Origin of the sequence: Moritella sp. F3, from assembly GCF_015082335.1 — a bacterium.
In the GTDB taxonomy this organism is placed as follows: domain Bacteria; phylum Pseudomonadota; class Gammaproteobacteria; order Enterobacterales; family Moritellaceae; genus Moritella.
Map to the genome: position 1 here is coordinate 25,228 of NZ_BLRL01000009.1, position 17,796 is coordinate 43,023.

The 17,796-nt window shown below is 41.1% G+C and carries 14 protein-coding genes; 4 read left to right on the top strand and 10 right to left on the bottom strand.

What is annotated here, in order from left to right; all coding sequences use genetic code 11:
• Complete coding sequence (locus JFU56_RS14935; protein WP_198438086.1) at nucleotides 1-555, bottom strand: PilN domain-containing protein; 555 nt, start codon at nucleotides 553-555, stop codon at nucleotides 1-3.
• A complete protein-coding gene (gene pilM / locus JFU56_RS14940; RefSeq protein ID WP_242065978.1) occupies nucleotides 555-1,586 on the bottom strand; it encodes a type IV pilus assembly protein PilM in 1,032 nt (343 codons plus the stop codon). The genes JFU56_RS14935 and pilM overlap by 1 nt, the downstream gene beginning before the upstream one ends.
• Nucleotides 1,587-1,801: 215 nt before the next feature.
• Here pilM and JFU56_RS14945 point away from each other — a divergent pair, with 215 nt between their 5' ends.
• Nucleotides 1,802-4,396, top strand: a complete 2,595-nt coding sequence (locus JFU56_RS14945; protein ID WP_198438201.1) for a penicillin-binding protein 1A — start codon at nucleotides 1,802-1,804, stop codon at nucleotides 4,394-4,396.
• An 85-nt stretch (nucleotides 4,397-4,481) separates the two neighbouring features.
• Here JFU56_RS14945 and oxyR read toward each other — a convergent pair whose 3' ends face one another.
• Both oxyR and dapA read right to left on the bottom strand, forming a co-directional pair.
• Complete coding sequence (oxyR, locus tag JFU56_RS14950) at nucleotides 4,482-5,378, bottom strand: DNA-binding transcriptional regulator OxyR (protein ID WP_198438088.1); 897 nt, start codon at nucleotides 5,376-5,378, stop codon at nucleotides 4,482-4,484.
• A 700-nt stretch (nucleotides 5,379-6,078) separates the two neighbouring features.
• Nucleotides 6,079-6,996, bottom strand: coding sequence for a 4-hydroxy-tetrahydrodipicolinate synthase (gene dapA, locus JFU56_RS14955; RefSeq protein WP_198438089.1), 918 nt, complete (start codon nucleotides 6,994-6,996; stop codon nucleotides 6,079-6,081).
• 428 nt (nucleotides 6,997-7,424) lie between these two features.
• Here dapA and rsmC point away from each other — a divergent pair, with 428 nt between their 5' ends.
• On the top strand, nucleotides 7,425-8,459 hold the full coding sequence (gene rsmC, locus JFU56_RS14960) for a 16S rRNA (guanine(1207)-N(2))-methyltransferase RsmC (RefSeq protein WP_198438090.1): 1,035 nt from the start codon (nucleotides 7,425-7,427) through the stop codon (nucleotides 8,457-8,459).
• A gap of 115 nt (nucleotides 8,460-8,574) precedes the next feature.
• Here the strand turns inward: rsmC and JFU56_RS14965 are convergent, their stop codons facing one another.
• Together JFU56_RS14965 and parC are read right to left on the bottom strand one after the other, a co-directional pair.
• The gene (locus JFU56_RS14965; protein ID WP_198438091.1) at nucleotides 8,575-9,294 is read right to left on the bottom strand and encodes a 1-acylglycerol-3-phosphate O-acyltransferase; all 720 of its coding nucleotides are present in this window, start codon (nucleotides 9,292-9,294) and stop codon (nucleotides 8,575-8,577) included.
• 67 nt (nucleotides 9,295-9,361) lie between these two features.
• A complete protein-coding gene (parC, locus tag JFU56_RS14970) occupies nucleotides 9,362-11,617 on the bottom strand; it encodes a DNA topoisomerase IV subunit A (protein ID WP_198438092.1) in 2,256 nt (751 codons plus the stop codon).
• Nucleotides 11,618-11,864: 247 nt separating this feature from the next.
• Between parC and JFU56_RS14975 the strand changes: the two genes are divergently transcribed.
• Complete coding sequence (locus JFU56_RS14975) at nucleotides 11,865-12,464, top strand: LysM-like peptidoglycan-binding domain-containing protein (RefSeq protein WP_198438093.1); 600 nt, start codon at nucleotides 11,865-11,867, stop codon at nucleotides 12,462-12,464.
• An 82-nt stretch (nucleotides 12,465-12,546) separates the two neighbouring features.
• Here JFU56_RS14975 and JFU56_RS14980 read toward each other — a convergent pair whose 3' ends face one another.
• The 4 genes from JFU56_RS14980 to ftsY all read right to left on the bottom strand — a co-directional run bounded on the left by JFU56_RS14980 (nucleotide 12,547) and on the right by ftsY (nucleotide 17,031).
• Entirely contained in the window at nucleotides 12,547-13,845 is a 1,299-nt protein-coding gene (locus JFU56_RS14980; protein WP_198438094.1) for a GGDEF domain-containing protein, read from the bottom strand.
• A 136-nt stretch (nucleotides 13,846-13,981) separates the two neighbouring features.
• On the bottom strand, nucleotides 13,982-14,941 hold the full coding sequence (gene ftsX, locus JFU56_RS14985; protein ID WP_198438095.1) for a permease-like cell division protein FtsX: 960 nt from the start codon (nucleotides 14,939-14,941) through the stop codon (nucleotides 13,982-13,984).
• Between the two features lies 1 nt (nucleotide 14,942).
• Nucleotides 14,943-15,614, bottom strand: coding sequence for a cell division ATP-binding protein FtsE (ftsE, locus tag JFU56_RS14990; protein WP_198438096.1), 672 nt, complete (start codon nucleotides 15,612-15,614; stop codon nucleotides 14,943-14,945).
• 106 nt (nucleotides 15,615-15,720) lie between these two features.
• Nucleotides 15,721-17,031, bottom strand: coding sequence for a signal recognition particle-docking protein FtsY (ftsY, locus tag JFU56_RS14995; protein ID WP_198438097.1), 1,311 nt, complete (start codon nucleotides 17,029-17,031; stop codon nucleotides 15,721-15,723).
• A 100-nt stretch (nucleotides 17,032-17,131) separates the two neighbouring features.
• Here ftsY and rsmD point away from each other — a divergent pair, with 100 nt between their 5' ends.
• Complete coding sequence (rsmD, locus tag JFU56_RS15000; protein ID WP_198438098.1) at nucleotides 17,132-17,746, top strand: 16S rRNA (guanine(966)-N(2))-methyltransferase RsmD; 615 nt, start codon at nucleotides 17,132-17,134, stop codon at nucleotides 17,744-17,746.
• Nucleotides 17,747-17,796: the final 50 nt, after the last annotated feature.

The following is a 17,796-nucleotide window of genomic DNA, read 5'->3' on the forward strand; positions in this document are numbered from 1 at the left end:
TTAGTTGCCCTCATCCTTCAGCATAGGTGTTACCGAGAATCGCATTTCAAAGCGATTACCCTCGCCTTCCGATAAAGCCACAATAGAGTCTAAATTACCGTCTCTAAGCCAATTTGATTCCTCAATATTACGCAACAATACCGCCAGACGCGTATTCGAATCACTGGTGCCATTAATCTTAATAATGTCATTTTTAAACGTTAATTTAGCGAGATTTACACCTGCAGGAACAAGCTGTGGCAAGGTATTCATCAGTTCAGTGGGTGTATTGCGGCTGCGCTGTAGACTCTGAATTAAATCAATACGTTCTTGCAGTTTATCTTTGCGCCCACGTAACTCTTTAATTTTACCTAACTTAACATCAATAACTTGCATCTCTTGCATCAGCAGTGCATTACGTTGTTTTTGATTATCAATAAAGCTGCCAATCACCATATTCAATATGATCATGACCAATAAGGTCGCACCAAGACTAATGCCAGTTAAGGTATAGAAACCTTGTAGCCTCAGTTTTTTCTCGGCTTCACGCCAGGGTAATAAATTAATATTTGACATTATAACGCCCTCATCGCTAAACCAAGAGCAACCATATAGCGCGGTCCGTTAGCGATCAAACGCTCTTTATCTTCAACGTCTTCAGCGTACTCAAACTGCGAAAATGGGTTTGCAACACGAGTCATGATGCCCAGCTCGTCCTCAACTTGCTGAGCGAGTTCCACGATAAGTGCCGAACCACCACTGAGGGTGATCATATCAATTTTTTGTAAGGTACCTGAGTTAGTAAACAGCTGCACATTGCGGCGGATCTGTTGCATACACGCAGTAACATAAGGCGCTAATACATCAATATCGTAATCAAGCGGTAATTGCTGAGCGAGTTTCAGTTTTTCAGCTTCATCGCGTTTCAACGTATAATGATCGCTAATAGTGCGGGTATAGTTTTCGCCACCAAAATTTTGTACTCGAGAATAAATTGATACCCCCTGATGCAACATTGAAAAAATGGTCATGTTAGTGCCAATATCAATCGCAGCAACCACTTTGCTATCATCTTGTAAATCCGCTAAACGTAAATACAGATCATGAGATCGCGCTAATGCATGCGCCGCGACATCAACAATTTTCGGGATAAAATTATTCTCTTCTAGGCAGCCTGCTAATGACGTTACGCTTTCCGTGCGAGTCGCGCTCAATAACACATTGTGCTTGCCTGGGTTATTATCATTGATACCTAATATTTCAAAATCGAGGCTGATTTCATCAAGTGGAAAAGGAATTAAACTTTCCGCTTCCAATTCAATATGCATTTCCAGCTCAGGACCAGAAAGGTCGATATCAACATAAATAATTTTTGTAATGACATTTGTGCCAGATACGGCAGTTGCAGCTTGTTTATAGCGGAAAGGAAAATCTTCACGCACCTGTTGCAAGACATTAGTTAATGCTTCTATATCTTGTAATTGGTGATCAACGACACATCCTTTTGGCGTTGCTACCTCTGAAACCATATCTACCACATAATGCTCTGTTCGCTTAGACAGCGCGAGGGCTTTTACGGAAGATGATCCAAAATCAACTCCGATCATTGCCACTGTCTGATTCCTTTTAAACAGCTTTAGCATAATGATCTTCAACTCTATGTAATAACAATGACGTCCATCTTTGTTAAATGATTGTTAAATACTTGTTAAACACAAAGCATACAGATTTAAATCTCTGAGGTCTATCATAAAGAACTCGTACTATTTCACAAAACAGAGATATAATGATCGATTATTAAGAAATTATTGTGAGCATTATTGTGAAATGGATTAAACGATTATCCGTATTTTTATTGGTCAGCGGACTGCTCGGTGTAGGTAGTATCATTGCACTTTATTTCAGCATCAAGCCAGAACTGCCTGATGTAACAACCTTAAAAACAATGCAACTACAAACCCCAATGAAGGTCTTTAGCCAGGATGGCAAATTGATCTCTCAATTTGGTGAGAAACGTCGTATTCCCATTGAAATTGATGACGTACCACCATTAATGATCAATGCATTTTTGGCCACCGAGGATAGCCGTTTTTACAGCCATCCAGGTATAGATCCTATCGGTATTGTCCGCGCAGCAACTGTCATGATCATGACTGGCGAACGTAAGCAAGGCGCAAGTACAATCACCCAACAGGTGGCAAGAAATTTCTTTTTAACCCGCGAAAAAACCTTTATTCGTAAGATTAAAGAAATATTTTTAGCTTGGCATATCGAACAAAATCTTTCTAAAGATGAGATCTTAACTTTATACCTCAATAAGATCCCACTGGGCTATCGCTCATTTGGTATTGGTGCTGCAGCACAAGTTTATTACGGTAAAGCATTAAACGAATTAACGCTTGCGCAAATGGCGATCATTGCCGGTCTACCAAAGGCACCGTCAGCGTTAAACCCAATTCGCTCGCCAAAGCGTGCTCAAGCTCGTCGTCATGTAGTATTGCTGCGTATGTTAGATGAACAATATATCACCAAAGCACAATTTGACGAGGCGAATAACGCGCCGATTACAGCGAAATATCACGGCGCAGAAATCGAGTTGTCAGCCCCTTATTTAGCAGAAATGGTGCGCAGTGAAATAATTAAACGCTACGGTGAAGATAAAGCTTACTCTCAAGGTTTAAATGTCTACACCACAGTACGAAGTGACCGCCAAACTGCAGCGACTAATGCACTGATTAATAATTTACTGAATTATGATTTACGCCACGGCTATCGTGGTCCATTAGGCCAAGCTTGGACTAATGATGAAGTACTTAGCCATGACGAAATTCTATTATTATTAAAAGATAAACCAAGTTACAAGCCACTTAAACCTGCTGTTATTACCGCAGTAACAGGCCAAACAGCCGAAGCATTATTGGCAAATGGCGAGCAAGTGACTGTAAGTTGGGATGGTTTAAAATGGGCGCGTCCATTTATTTCTGACAAGAAACAAGGACCCGCACCACAAACAGCCGCTGAAATTGTTAATGCTGGTGATATCGTATTATTACGTCCGAACACACTAGCAACACAACCAGCAACTGAATCTACGACACAAACTGCACAATGGATGTTAGGTCAGATCCCTGACGCTAGTTCAGCCTTTATCGCTATCGATAATAATGACGGTGCTATTGAAGCCTTAGTTGGTGGTTTTAATTATCAGCAAAGTAAGTTTAACCGTGTAACCCAAGCAGAGCGTCAAATAGGTTCGAATATCAAACCATTTGTTTATTCCGCAGGTTTAGCACAAGGGGCAACACTCGCCACCCTAATCAATGATGCACCCATTAACCAACTCGATAAACGCGCTGGTACAGCATGGCGACCAAAGAACTCACCGCCAACCTACAATGGTCCAACTCGCTTTCGTTTAGGCCTAGCCCAGTCAAAAAATGTCATGTCTGTGCGTGTTTTCCGCCAAGTGGGTTTAAATAACGCCATTAATTACATGACACGTTTTGGTTTTGAAAAAGCCAAGCTACCTCGCGATGAGTCATTATCATTGGGGTCTGCATCACTTACCCCACTTGAAGTTGCTGTTGCTTTCGCAACATTTGCCAATGGTGGTTTTAAAGTTGACCCCTACTTTATTGATCGTATTGAGAATGTTGATGGTGAAATCATTTATCAATCAACACCTAAACAAGCTTGTTTAGAATGTGAAAAACAAATTGCACTAGGCACTGATAACCCAGAATACTGGTTAGACGTCGAAGGTGATGCACTCGCAAAATGTGATATCGCCGCTTATGGCTCACCACAATTAGCGCCACGAATTATCACTGAACAAAATGCTTTCTTGATGCGTGAAGTGATGGCAAGTGTGATTTGGGGTGGTGGTAGTTGGCGTCATAAAACCGGTTGGAATGGTACCGGTTGGCGTGCGGCGGCGGCACTGAAACGACATGATATTGGTGGTAAAACCGGTACAACAAACGAGGCTAAAGACGCCTGGTTCTCGGGCTTCAACCCAGATCTATCAGCGACAAGCTGGATTGGTTTTGATGATCATAGCCGTGAGTTAGGCCGTGTTTCTCGCAACATTAATCTAGATAAACACCAAATTAGTGGTGGTGAAGCAGGGGCTAAAACAGCGCAACCTGCTTGGATCGAATTCATGCAAAAAGCACTGAAAGGAGTCCCAGAACGTCCAAGTGTATTACCGGATAATATAGTGCAAGTACGTATCGATCGAGAATCTGGGTTACTCACTCATAAGTCCGACTATACGGCACGTTTCGAGTACTTTATTAAAGGTACGGAACCAACCGAATACGTGAATAATCAAGATGCTGACTCGTCATTTGATGACATCGATAACAGCAATGAAAACAGTGGCGCAGTAGATGAATCACTCGATGACTTGTTTTAAGTTTTAGCATAACGTAAAAAATGGCGCTACTTTATTGTAAAGCAGCGCCATTTTTATATCCAACCTTTGTACAATGCGGCCTATTTTAAACTATCGTGGCCATCACTTGCTTGCTGATGACTTGCGCGATATCGTTAAAGCAAGGACGTCTTACTGACCCTTTACGGTATAATAAAACAATTTTTCGAATTGGTTCAGGTTCAACAAATTTAATGTACTCCACACCTTCGGTGAATCGAGTCCGTGGAATAGCCAGATGTGGTAGTAATGTCACACCCGCGTCCGCAGCGATCATATGACGCAGTGTTTCTAAGCTTGTTGCTTTAAAGCTTTGGTCTTCTTCAGCACCCGCTGTAAAACAGTAATCCATCGCTTGATCACGCAGACAGTGACCATCTTCTAACATCAGTACTTTTTCGCCGCGTAATTCCGATAAATCAACGCGGTCTCGACCTTTAAAGCGGTGTCCACTCGGAATAATTAGCTCTAATGGTTCTTTATATAACTCAATGTGACCGTATTTTTCCATGCCTGGTAAGTAAGCTAATAATAAACAATCCAACTCACCTTCATCCAATTGCTTTAATAACTCATTGGTTTGGTTTTCATGCAAGAACATATCTAAATCAGGGAATTGTTGTTTCATTGATGGCACAATCAATGGCAACAGATAAGGTGCAACGGTCGGGATCAAGCCAATATGAATCGCCCCAGCCGTTGGACTAGCATAACTCTTGGCAATTTCTTTAATGGCTTTAGATTCTAATAATACGGTACGCGCTTGATCAGCAATTTGATCGCCTGCTGGTGTGAATAATACTTTTCTCGATGTGCGCTCAATCAAGATCACATCCAGTTCATCTTCTAACTTACGGATCTGGCCACTGAGTGTCGGTTGGCTGACAAAACATTTTTCCGCCGCTTTTCTAAAATGCTTCAGTTCTTGTAACGCGACAAGATATTCTAAATCTCTTAAGTTCATATCAACCCAACTTGAATGGTAAAAACAATTAAATACCTATTACTGATTTGTACATTCTATCAATAAACTCACACTAACCACACTATTAATCATTAAAATTACGAATTAATGACACATAAACAAAATAATTATAGCCATTTATGACAATTTTCACTTCTCAGGCGTTTAAATTATAGGTACTATCTCGCCACGCCAAATTTAACATATCGATAACATCGTTATCGATAGGTTCTTTATATAGCAATAAATAATGGTTATTCAGTAACGGATTACTGACGTCGCAATAATAAGGATTTTATATGCACTTAAAAAGTTAAGCTTTTTAGCTATTTTTTGGCTGTCACTCGTCGATCGAAGCTGCGCGGAACCCTCGATTAATAGAACGCTATTTCCAAATACAGTATCGAGTGTTTATTATTCAAGTACACCATTTAAAGGGAGTGCAACAGGTGCAGAATACAGCCATCTGGTATCGCGAGTTATCGACTTTTCTAAAGGCACTGAAATGCCACTCGGACAACATGATAGTTCGTTAACAACTTATGCGGTACGCGCTGTAAAAGGCGGCTATCGTTAATCACTTGCCTATGTAACTTAACATCAAGCATCAACATTGCAGATCAAAAACGGCGAGCCTAAGCTCGCCGTTTTGTTATTCACATCAATGCGACTAACAATGTAGTCGCTATCATGGCTGTAATTAAATCAACTCTAATTCAACCATAGCAGCGCGAATTTCGTCTTTTGTACCTTGGGTAAGTTCAATAACAGGTAAACGGCACTCAGGCTCACATAGGCCTAGTAGCGATACCGCATATTTCACACCAGCAGGGCTTGTTTCTTTAAACATTAAGTTATGTAGCGTGATCAAACGATCTTGCAACTCTCTCGCTTCAACATATTTACCCGCAAACGTTAATTCCTGCACTTGTGCATACAGTTTTGGCGCAACGTTAGCTGATACCGAAATAAGGCCATTACCGCCAGATACGTTATAAGCAACCGTCGTGCAGTCATCACCAGAGAGGAAAGAGAAATCACCTTTAATTAATTGGCGCTCTAACCAAGGACGTGACAGATCACCTGTTGCATCTTTAATGCCGACCACATTTTCAAGCTCAGCCATACGCGCTAATGTTTCAGGTTGGATATCTACAATCGCACGACCTGGGATATTGTAAACAATGATTGGCAGGTCATTGTTATCGTTAACCGCTTTAAAGTGTTGGAATAAACCTTCCTGACATGGGCGGTTATAATAACCAGCGACATGTAACGTCGCAATCGCACCGGCAGCTTGCGCATGATTAGATAATAAGATCGCATCCGTCGGATTGTTCGAACCCGCACCAGCAATAACCGGTAAGCGTCCTGCGGCTTGGTTAACCACGATATCAAGGATCTGACAATGCTCTTCTAATGACAGTGTTGGGCATTCGCCAGTCGTGCCTACAGCAACGATACCATGCGTTCCCTGAGCAACATGCCAGTCCACCAAGTTGCGTAATGCTGGTTCATCAATTTTATTATTTTTAAACGGGGTAACCAAAGCAACAATTGAGCCTTTAAGTAATGCTTTCATTGCTGATTTATCGGTGACCGTTGAGTTAACACTCATAGAAGCTCCATTTCGGTTATAAAAAAACCTCGAATACATAAATTGCGGTCGAGGTTCCTATAGGGATTTATATGTTCTCGAATCACATGCTACGCTGGCTTTAATTTGCCTTGTTTATATTGTTTTCGTTTTAAAGTAAGCATGTGACGTTCTCATTTTGATGAAAAAAACATTTAAGCGATTATTATTTATCGTTTACTTTTAATCTTTATCGTACTTTTTACATTTAATAATTCGTCATTCACCGCAAAATGTCAAGCAGGATAATGCATAAGTAAATTCAAACAACTAATCTCACATGATAATCGAGTCTCAAGCAACTAGCGCGATACCTAATCAGCCAACCGAAAGGAGAAGATATTGAAGTTGTTTGGGTATATACTCACCGACCAAATCTTCGAGCAAATTAAGTAAAAGAGTCCAAACCCATGATCAGCAATAGCTACACCCTAGCAAGTCAATTACTCGCGCGTAACACTGCACATTTTGAAGATAAAGACCTGTTGATTGCGGGTTACATCGAAGATACGTATCCGACTGAATTAGCTAAAATAGCTAAAAAAGTAACGTTATTCAGCTACGATTATTCAGCTAAGCTACATTTTGATAATGTCAGCAATATTGATAACCATTGCTCAACTGAATACCAAGCGGTGAAGAAACACCAAGTTGCTTTGATTTATATGTCAAAATCAAAGGCTGAAGTAGAATATTTATTAGCGAACATTACCGAACATCTTGAAGACGGTGCAATGATCTTCATGGTGGGTGAAAACAACGCTGGTATCCGTAGCGCGAATAAATTCTTTGCCCCGTATGGTGATATTTGTAACAAACTAGATGCAGCACGTCGCAGCTCATTATTTGTAACTGAATTAAATAAACCTGTCGCTAAATTTGTTCAAGACGATTGGGTCACAACATTCCCAATATCAGTGAATGGTGTTGACCTAACAGTATGCACATTACCGGGTGTATTTAGCCACGGTAAATTAGATACAGGCAGTAATATCCTGCTTAATAACTTACACAAAAAACCATCGGGTCGTGTACTTGATCTTGGTTGTGGTGCAGGTATTATCGGTAGTTATATCGCGAAACGTTTCCCAGAAAGTAAAGTTGAAATGACCGATGTAAGTGCACTGGCAGTTAAATCAAGCCAACTGACATTAGCGGCAAATGAATTAGCCGGTCAAGCTTACCTTTCTGATGTTTATTCAGATGTGGAAGGTACATTCGATTATATTATTTCGAACCCACCTTTCCATGCTGGTTTAAAAACGCATTATGCAAGCACTGAAACCTTCTTAAAAGAAGCGAATGGCTACATCAATACACGCGGCCATTTAGTATTAGTTGCGAATAGTTTCTTAAAATATCCTGAGATTATTGAAGCCGCTTTCGGCCATTGCTTACTGCAAATTAAATCATCTAAGTTCGCCGTTTATTACGCGAATAAATAGTTAAGAAAATAAATCGCATAAACAAAAACGCCCATAACAAGTGATTGTTATGGGCGTTTTTCTATTTATCTTTAATTCAGGGGTTGGCTGAGTAAGCTAAATACTTACCGATGAGTTAGGCATCTCGCGCTTCTACAGATAACTCATCAATACGTTTTTTCATGATTGCATGCACATCTGATGATAATTGACGTACCGCTTTGCGCTCTAAGCCCGTCGTTGCAATTGGATCCATGATTTCAATAATCACTTCGCCGTTATCCCAGCGATTTAATTTTATTTTATTATGCGTATTAGAACAGCATACCGGCACAATCGGCACTTCAGCTTGTATAGCGGTATGGAAGGCACCAGTCTTAAACGGCAATAAGCCACGACCACGGCTACGCGTTCCTTCAGCAAACATCCAAATACTCAAGTGACCCTTTTTAATACGATCAGCCACTGCTGAAATAGTACCAACAGCTTTGCTTTTGTTATTACGATCGATCAGGATATTACCTGACAGCCAATATACAAAACCAAAAATAGGCACCCAAATTAAGCTTTTCTTACCAACAGATACAGTACCCGGCTGTACCGCTGCCGTCATCGTAACCAAATCAAAATTGTTTTGATGATTACCAACAAAAACATACGGGCCTGCATCGTTCAAACCAGCTGGTTTACGAACGATTAATTTAACCCCCAGAATACGCGCCAAACGGGAGAAGTTTCTCGCCACACATGCCACGTGTTTTGGATTTCTAGGCTGTAAACTAAAACGTAAAATACTCATGACTAATAAGTAGATCATGAACAACATGACTAAGACTAAACGACCAATAAATAACATTTGTAACCCTCTTTTAACATCACCGCAGTATACCGAGCTAAAACTCGGTGTACAAGCGTTAGCTGAATTATTCTTGCGCTACATCTAGGCTATCAACACGCTGTAATCCACGTGGTAATTTGAAACCACGACGTCCTCGCTCACCCTTATAATGTTCTAAATCAGCAGGTTTCAATGTTAACTTACGCTTACCAGCATACAGTGTGACAGACTGCCCTTCCGGCACAATTGTCAGCATTTGCACATACTCCTCTCGGCTTTTAACCCGTGCAGATGGAATATTCATTAATTTATTCCCCTTACCTTTAGACAGTAATGGCAATGACGACAGTGGGAATATGAGCATCCGACCTTCGTTAGAAATGATTAAGCCCTGGTCAGTACTAATATCGCTTACCGCTTGTGGTTCAATCACTAGACCACCAGCGGGTAAGGTTAATAATGCTTTACCATTTTTATTACGACTCACCATGTCACTGAACTTGCCAATGAAGCCATAACCCGCATCAGAGCTAAGTAAGAATTGTTGGTTATCATCCGCCATCAGCGCATGAGTAAAGGTTTGTCCGGCTGCGAGCGTGAAGCGAGTCGTCAAGGGTTCACCCTGACTACGTGCCGATGGCAACGTATGTGCATCCAGTGCAAATGAACGACCACTCGAATCAATAAAGACTGCCGGGCAATTACTGCGTCCTTCTGCGGAATCTTTATATTCATCACTGGCTTTATAACTGAGTCCTTTCGCGTCCACGTCATGGCCTTTCGCACAACGTGCCCAGCCTTGTTGTGATAACACCACGGTCACCGCTTCATTGGGCATTAATTCTTTTTCTGTTAACGCTTTTGCTTCTGTTCGCTCGATAATCGGTGAACGACGTTCATCACCAAATTTCTCAGCGTCCATAATAAGTTCTTTTTTCACTAATGTTGCTAAGCGGCGATCTGAACTTAATAGCTGCTCTAATTTATGGCGCTCAGTGTTTAATTCACCTTGCTCACCACGAATACGCATTTCTTCTAACTTAGCTAAATGACGTAATTTAAGCTCAAGCACTGCCTCTGCTTGTTTGACCGATAAATCAAAACGACTGATTAGCTCTGCTTTTGGATCGTCATACTGACGAATGATCTCAATCACTTCATCGATATTTAAAAAGGCGATCAATAAACCATCGAGGGTATGTAAACGCGCCAGTACTTTATCTAAACGGAACTGTAAACGACGGCGGACAGTCGCATTACGGAACTCTAGCCATTCTGATAATATTTTCTTTAGCCCTTTAACTTGTGGTTTTTCATTCAAACCAATCATATTCAAGTTAACGCGGTAATTTTTTTCTAGATCGGTACTGGCAAATAAATGCGCCATTAACTGATCGATATCAATACGATTCGAGCGTGGCACAATAACCAAGCGTGTTGGGTTTTCATGATCAGATTCATCACGTAAATCCGCGACCATCGGTAATTTTTTAGCCTGCATTTGCGCTGCAATTTGTTCTAAAATCTTACCACCAGATACTTGGTGCGGTAGTGCGCTAATGACAATGTCACCACTTTCTAGTGTGAATACCGCGCGCATTTTAATGCTGCCTTTACCGCTTTCATAGATCTTAGCGATATCTTTTTCTGGTGTAATAATCTCTGCTTCAGTCGGATAATCAGGGCCTTTGACATAAGCCATCAATTCTGACAATTCAGCTTTAGGTTTATCAATTAGGTGCAAACAAGCGTTAGTAATTTCACGCACGTTATGTGGTGGAATATCAGTTGCCATACCCACCGCAATCCCCGTCACACCATTTAATAAAATGTGCGGTAAACGCGCAGGTAATAATTGTGGTTCTTTCATGGTGCCGTCAAAGTTAGGCGCCCAATCAACGGTGCCGAGGCCCACTTCACCTAGCAATACTTCGGAAAACTTTGACAATTTAGCTTCGGTATAGCGCATTGCCGCAAATGATTTCGGATCATCCGGTGCACCCCAGTTACCTTGACCATCAACCAGCGGATAACGATAAGAAAATGGTTGTGCCATCAACACCATCGCTTCATAACAAGCACTATCGCCATGGGGATGGTACTTACCTAGCACATCACCAACCGTACGCGCTGATTTCTTATATTTGGCACCCGCATGTAAGCCAAGCTCAGACATTGCATAGGTAATACGGCGCTGTACAGGCTTTAAGCCATCACCAATATGAGGCAAGGCACGATCCATGATCACATACATGGAGTAGTTCAAATATGCTTGCTCGGTAAATTCCCTTAGCGGTTGTTCTTCGACACCGTCTAAGCTCATATCAATAACGTCAGTCATCAAGAGTCCTGTTATTTAGAATAAATAAAAATTTAATAATTAAAGGCGAAAACAACATATGCTATTTATAAGCATTTATATTATGATGAAACGCGTAATAAAATTATCTTAGATAATAACAATTAGGCCGCATTTAGACCTGTTATAGATAGTTATTTCAACTATAACCCGTCACGATTGTAATTATCTAAGGTCACTTTACTTGGCTCGAAATCCGATTAAAAACAAAAATGACAGGAAATTAATCATGGGGAGCAATGTATTATATTCTCTTATAGAAAAAACTAAATTATTATTTCCATCATTAGCAAAACGCGTCAGCGTATTGCGTAACGCATTCAAATCACTGCCACGCCTGCACCGTAAATTATTACCTATACTATCACTTATTGTCATAGTACTGGTGCTTATACCTAGCTCTGACATAACAGATTCGGGTAACACGACTGTGAATGAGCGCAAGTCAATCACACTGACCATCGCGCCGACTCAAAATGTAGCAAATAAAGCAGGTCTAGAACAGGGACCGACAAGTAATACGCCACAACCGATACAGATTAAAGTGCTGGATCCAGAAAATATTGATGGTGAGTGGCGAGCACACGTTATTCGTAAAGGTGATTCTGTTTATCGTATTTTCCGCCAGTATGATATACCTTCTGCCGTGCTGCATGCTTTAATCGCAGTACCAACGCCAGCGCGATATATCACCCAGGTACGACCCGGACAAGTGATGTCATTTTATATTTCGACGGCAGGTAAATTAATACAACTTCGAATTACAGATGCTGATAGCGCACCAACTTTATTTTCATTACGTGAAGATGGCAGCTATATCTATCGCTAGTTTGAACATAAATACACGCATAACGACTTATACTCACGACCTATATTCTAACAACATAATGCCAAGGACGGTGTTAACTGATTCAAGCACATACCTGGTTTCGGCCAGCTTCTTTAGCTGCATACAATAATTGATCCGCCGCTTTGATGACCTCCTCTGGGGTGGTCATTGAACTACGTCCTTCAGCGACACCAATACTGATAGTCACCTGCACCGTTTTATCAATATCGGTGACCGAATGATTAGTTTTACCTTCATTAACGCCTTTGCCGTTACTCTCATCAGTCTTTAGCTTATCGCTCTGTCGCTTATCATTCTGCCTTTTACCAGTCTGGGGCTGAAGTTCTCGTCGTTCAGCAGATTGACGAATTTGAAACGGGTAATCAGCAATTAATAGCCGAATCTCATCTAAATAACCGATACAGTCTGACGCCGATTTACCTTTAAATACGATAGTAAACTCTTCACCACCATAGCGATACACTTTGCCTCGCCCTTTCACTAAGGTTAATTTAGTCGCAACCATTTTCAATACCGTATCGCCAATATCATGACCATAGGTATCATTGAATTTTTTAAACCGGTCGATATCAAGCATCGCAATACTGTACTTACCACTGAGTTGTGCCAGATCGATATTTAATGCCCTACGCCCAGGAATACAGGTTAGTTCATCAATAAACGCTTGCTCATGGCTGCGCTTCAATATGCACAGCAGTAGCATCACCGCACTCATCATAAACATGCTCACCGATATCCACTGCTGTTCAAACTCAACGACAGTCAAAGTAGATGCCAGTAGTGCACTGAGGTATGCTTGATCTGAAGCAACGTCTCTAAATAGCATCAATATCGCCGCCGTCAGCACCGCACAAATCAATAGACCTAACAGTATGCTAGGTAATACCGACACATAGCCTAACGCCAAAACCCAAGGTTCTACAACAAACAAAATATGGGAGATCAGTGGTAATTGTTCGGGCTGAATAAACCAGTAGTAAGCCGCTGCTTGTAAGATAAAAATAGCGTGATAAGAAAGTGCTTGAAAGGAAAGCAAGGTGCGTTCAGGTAAGAATAATAGCAACACTAAGTTGGCAGGTAATAACAGTACCAGAAAGTAATACTCAAATAATGTACTGCCTATCGCCAAGGGCGTTTGTAAGCGAAATTGAATAATATTGTAAGCCACCAGCATCAGTAATGCTGCAAAACCACTGCGGCCCTGCTTAAAGAAGTGACTTAATATAATCACCAATAAAAAGAGTACATTTGGTAATTCAACTAACATATCCTGCTGCGCGGTTGAAAGCGCAGCAAAAAATGGCGGGATCAAAAGTCCCGCAAACATAATGAAAAATGTCAGTAATAACCTTAAATACATTGACGTCACTTACTGCAGATACGCGACATTAGCGCTGTAATTCATATTAACCAGATCCAATTTTATAATCACTTATCTCTATTTTAGCAATTGATTCACTTACTACGATATTGAGTGCAGTGATGAATAACAGCCATTAACTAGGCTCTATTTTAGCGATATAGTAATTAACAGAGATAGCCGCTGAAATTAGCCCCATACCAATAGCAGTGATAAACAACAGCATGATCTCGCTAAATCCTAACCCTTCGATATTGAACTCGGTATTATATAATTGCGCAAGACTAACTACCGTGTCTTCCATCCAATACACCATAAATAGCGTCACTAACCAAGCTAAAATCCCGCCGATCGCACCATACCAAAATCCAGTATATAAAAAAGGCCGTTGCACGAATGAATTCGTCGCACCAATTAATTTCAACACTTCAATTTCAGCGCGATTGGATAAAATATTCAAGCGTATGGTATTACCGGTAATTAATAATACCGAACTTAATAGTAGAACTGAGACAACGAGTACAGCATCACTGAAAATAGAGAGAATACCTTCTAATCGAGCTAGCCACATAATATCCAACTTACCTTGCTGGACCTCAGGCTCACGCTCTAACTTAGCTAATAATTCTTGTGCCGCAATTGAAGTACGGTAATAAGGCTTAGGCGTCACCACAACCACCGCTGGTAATGGATTATGATCGAGTAAGGTTAACGCCGAGACTAATCCTGAAGAACGTTTAAACTCTTCCATGCCCTGTTCTTTAGAAATATATTCAAAGCTATCAACTTCTTTATAGCTCTTTAAACGGTGTAATAAATTTTGGTAACGTGATTCTGGTAAATCTTTCTTCAAGAAGAGATTAATATCGGTCGGGCTGGTCCATTCCTGGCTTACAGTCTGGCTATTTTTTAATACCACATACAAGGTGCTTGGCAGGGCTAAGCTCACGCCCAACACTAGCATCGTCATCAAAGAGGCAATCGGCGTGCGCCATACATCCGTTAAGCTAGATATCGCATGATGGATATGTTGTTGGCAGCGGATTTGAATACGTTTAATGATGGGAACATCAGCGCTATTGGTTTGCTTGTTCATATTAAATCCCTTGTAACTCGTCATTGCACATCTCGCCTTGCTTAATACGCAAAGTACGATAGCGCAGTTTAGCGATCAACCCCAAATCATGGGTCGCAATCAATACTGTTGTACCGCTACGATTGAACTCTTCAAATAATTTAATAATCTCCATGGATAACTGTGGATCTAAATTACCTGTTGGCTCATCCGCTAATAACAATTTGGGACGGGAAATGATCGCTCTTGCGATACCTACCCGTTGTTGTTCACCGCCAGAAAGCATCGGTGGATAACATTTAGCTTTATTGTATAAACCCACTTTATCCAGCGCTGCCAGAACCCGATTTTTAACTTGCTTCGCGGTATAACCTTTAATAATCAACGGCAGCGCCACATTATCAAAAATAGTGCGGTCGACTAACAAACGATGATCTTGAAAGATAATACCGATATCACGACGTAAAAATGGAATATCGGATTTACTGACTTTACTGACGTTACGATCGTTAAGAAAAACATCACCCGCAGTTGGTCGCTCAAGCATACTAATTAATTTTAATAAGGTACTTTTACCTGCCCCAGAGGGTCCTGTTAAAAAAGCCATCTCACCTTTTTCAAGGTGAAAATTAACTTTCTGTAATGCGCTAAGACTGCCAGGGTAAACTTTAGATACATTATCAAACCGAATCATGATGACCGCGTCCTTGCTATGTGCTGGTATAAAAATCGTGAATAGTGAACGCAATAACTCACCGAGTTAACGATCAGTTATTGCGTAATACATACTGCGAATGCTGTTATTTTTTGTCTTCGTTACTAAACAGCGCTTCAATAAACTCTTCTGAATTGAAGGTACGTAAATCATCGATACCCTCACCAATACCGATAAAACGGATTGGGATCTCGAATTTATCGGCAACAGCAAAGATAACACCACCTTTTGCAGTACCATCTAATTTAGTAATTGTAATGCCAGTAAGACCTACGGCTTCTTTAAATAGTTCCGCTTGGCTTAAGGCATTTTGACCTGTACCCGCATCAATCGTTAACATGATCTCATGCGGCGCTGTCGCATCATGTTTACGCATTACCCTAACAACTTTCTTCAGCTCTTCCATCAAATGGGCTTTATTTTGTAAACGGCCGGCAGTATCAGCAATAAGCACATCAACATCTTTGGCTGTTGCTGATTGCATCGCATCAAACAATACCGATGCACTGTCAGCGCCAGTATGCTGTGCAACAACAGGAATATCGTTACGCTCACCCCATACTTGTAATTGCTCTACCGCTGCAGCACGGAACGTATCACCTGCCGCTAACATGACCGATTTACCTTCACCTTGGAATTTCTTCGCCATCTTACCGATTGTGGTCGTTTTACCCACACCGTTCACGCCAACCATTAAGATCACGTGTGGCTTGTTATTACTATCAATAACTAGCGGTTCATCAACCTTGTGTAGTAACTCTGCCATGTCTTTTTTCAAAATGTCATACAAGGCTTCAGCATCTTTTAATTCTTTACGCGATGCCTGTTGGGTTAAATTGTCAATAATACGCGTGGTAGTCGCGACACCCAGATCGGCAATTAATAACTGTTCTTCGAGTTCTTCAAATAACTCATCATCGATATGCTTGCCACGGAAAAAGTTTTTAAAGCCACTACCGATATTACCTTTGGTACGTGATAAGCCACGTTTCAAACGAGTAAAGAATTTATCTTTGTCAGCGGGTTCGTCAGCTGCTGATTCATCGCTAACCAATTCAGTACCTGCAACCAGCGATGTCTCGTCTTCGCCCACACTGTCTGTAGCGTCAGTCTTAGCGCTTACTTCTTCAGCAGCTGCAGTTGCAACAACCTCAGGCGCTAGAGCTACAGGTTTTATAACAACAGGCTCTGCCGTGATGCTTTCAGTTTCGCGAGCTGCACTGTTGTTTTCGAAATCAGCGATAAGTTGTAAATCTGCTGCGCGACGAATGGCCTTTTCTTCAGCCGTTTCATCATCACTCGATACTAATAATGCCGGATCAACTTTAGCTTCATCCGTGTTGTTTGCTTCTTTTTTACCTAAACCAAACCAATTCTTCATGCTTTTTTTTGCCATTTTTAGAAAACCTTACTTTCGCCAGTCTTGAACTGCTACAATGACCCAATATCAATATGGTGATTATATTATCACCTTTCTGTCCAGACAAAGAATTACTATGGCAAAATCTAGCACAAAACAACAAAATCAACGTCCTTCTGGGCATATTCGGATCATCAGTGGTCAATGGCGCGGTCGGAAACTACCGGTTAAAGATGTTATTGGTCTACGCCCTACAACCGACCGAATAAAAGAAACCGTATTCAATTGGTTATCACCTTATGTACGCGACAGTCATTGTTTGGATCTGTTTGCTGGTAGTGGTGGGCTAATCTTTGAAGCCTTATCACGTTATGCTGAGTCAGGCCTACTGTTTGAAAAAGACGCCGGTGCAGCAGCCCAATTACAACAAAACATTGAATTGTTAAAAGCAAATAATGCCCAGTTAGTACGTGGTGATACGTTAAAATTATTAACCAAAGAACCAACACAAGCTTATGACATGGTCTTTATCGATCCGCCTTTCCGTCAAGATTTACTGGAAGAGTGCTGTGCCAAGTTGGAAGAGTACAATTGGTTAAGTGCTGATGCGGTAATTTATATTGAGCGTGAAAAAGAACTCAATCAAGTTAAGTTACCCGCTAATTGGACGATCTTAAAAGAAAAGCAAGCTGGCCAAGTTTGTTTTGAGCTCTATCAACGTCAAGCCGTCATAAACACGACTGCTGAATAAACGCCGTTACAGAACGAATGCTTAAACCAGTTGAGCATTCGTGGTTATGC

What these genes read in the sequence shown, in the direction of transcription:
- parC (WP_198438092.1), bottom strand. Translation starts at nt 11,617, where the DNA reads ATGACTGACGTTATTGATATGAGCTTAGACGGTGTCGAAGAACAACCG.
- JFU56_RS14965 (WP_198438091.1), bottom strand. Translation starts at nt 9,294, where the DNA reads ATGTTATTTATTGGTCGTTTAGTCTTAGTCATGTTGTTCATGATCTAC.
- ftsE (WP_198438096.1), bottom strand. Translation starts at nt 15,614, where the DNA reads ATGATTCGGTTTGATAATGTATCTAAAGTTTACCCTGGCAGTCTTAGC.
- ftsY (WP_198438097.1), bottom strand. Translation starts at nt 17,031, where the DNA reads ATGGCAAAAAAAAGCATGAAGAATTGGTTTGGTTTAGGTAAAAAAGAA.
- JFU56_RS14980 (WP_198438094.1), bottom strand. Translation starts at nt 13,845, where the DNA reads ATGTATTTAAGGTTATTACTGACATTTTTCATTATGTTTGCGGGACTT.
- rsmC (WP_198438090.1), top strand. Translation starts at nt 7,425, where the DNA reads ATGATCAGCAATAGCTACACCCTAGCAAGTCAATTACTCGCGCGTAAC.
- rsmD (WP_198438098.1), top strand. Translation starts at nt 17,132, where the DNA reads ATGGCAAAATCTAGCACAAAACAACAAAATCAACGTCCTTCTGGGCAT.
- JFU56_RS14935 (WP_198438086.1), bottom strand. Translation starts at nt 555, where the DNA reads ATGTCAAATATTAATTTATTACCCTGGCGTGAAGCCGAGAAAAAACTG.
- oxyR (WP_198438088.1), bottom strand. Translation starts at nt 5,378, where the DNA reads ATGAACTTAAGAGATTTAGAATATCTTGTCGCGTTACAAGAACTGAAG.
- pilM (WP_242065978.1), bottom strand. Translation starts at nt 1,586, where the DNA reads ATGATCGGAGTTGATTTTGGATCATCTTCCGTAAAAGCCCTCGCGCTG.
- ftsX (WP_198438095.1), bottom strand. Translation starts at nt 14,941, where the DNA reads ATGAACAAGCAAACCAATAGCGCTGATGTTCCCATCATTAAACGTATT.
- dapA (WP_198438089.1), bottom strand. Translation starts at nt 6,996, where the DNA reads ATGAGTGTTAACTCAACGGTCACCGATAAATCAGCAATGAAAGCATTA.
- JFU56_RS14975 (WP_198438093.1), top strand. Translation starts at nt 11,865, where the DNA reads ATGGGGAGCAATGTATTATATTCTCTTATAGAAAAAACTAAATTATTA.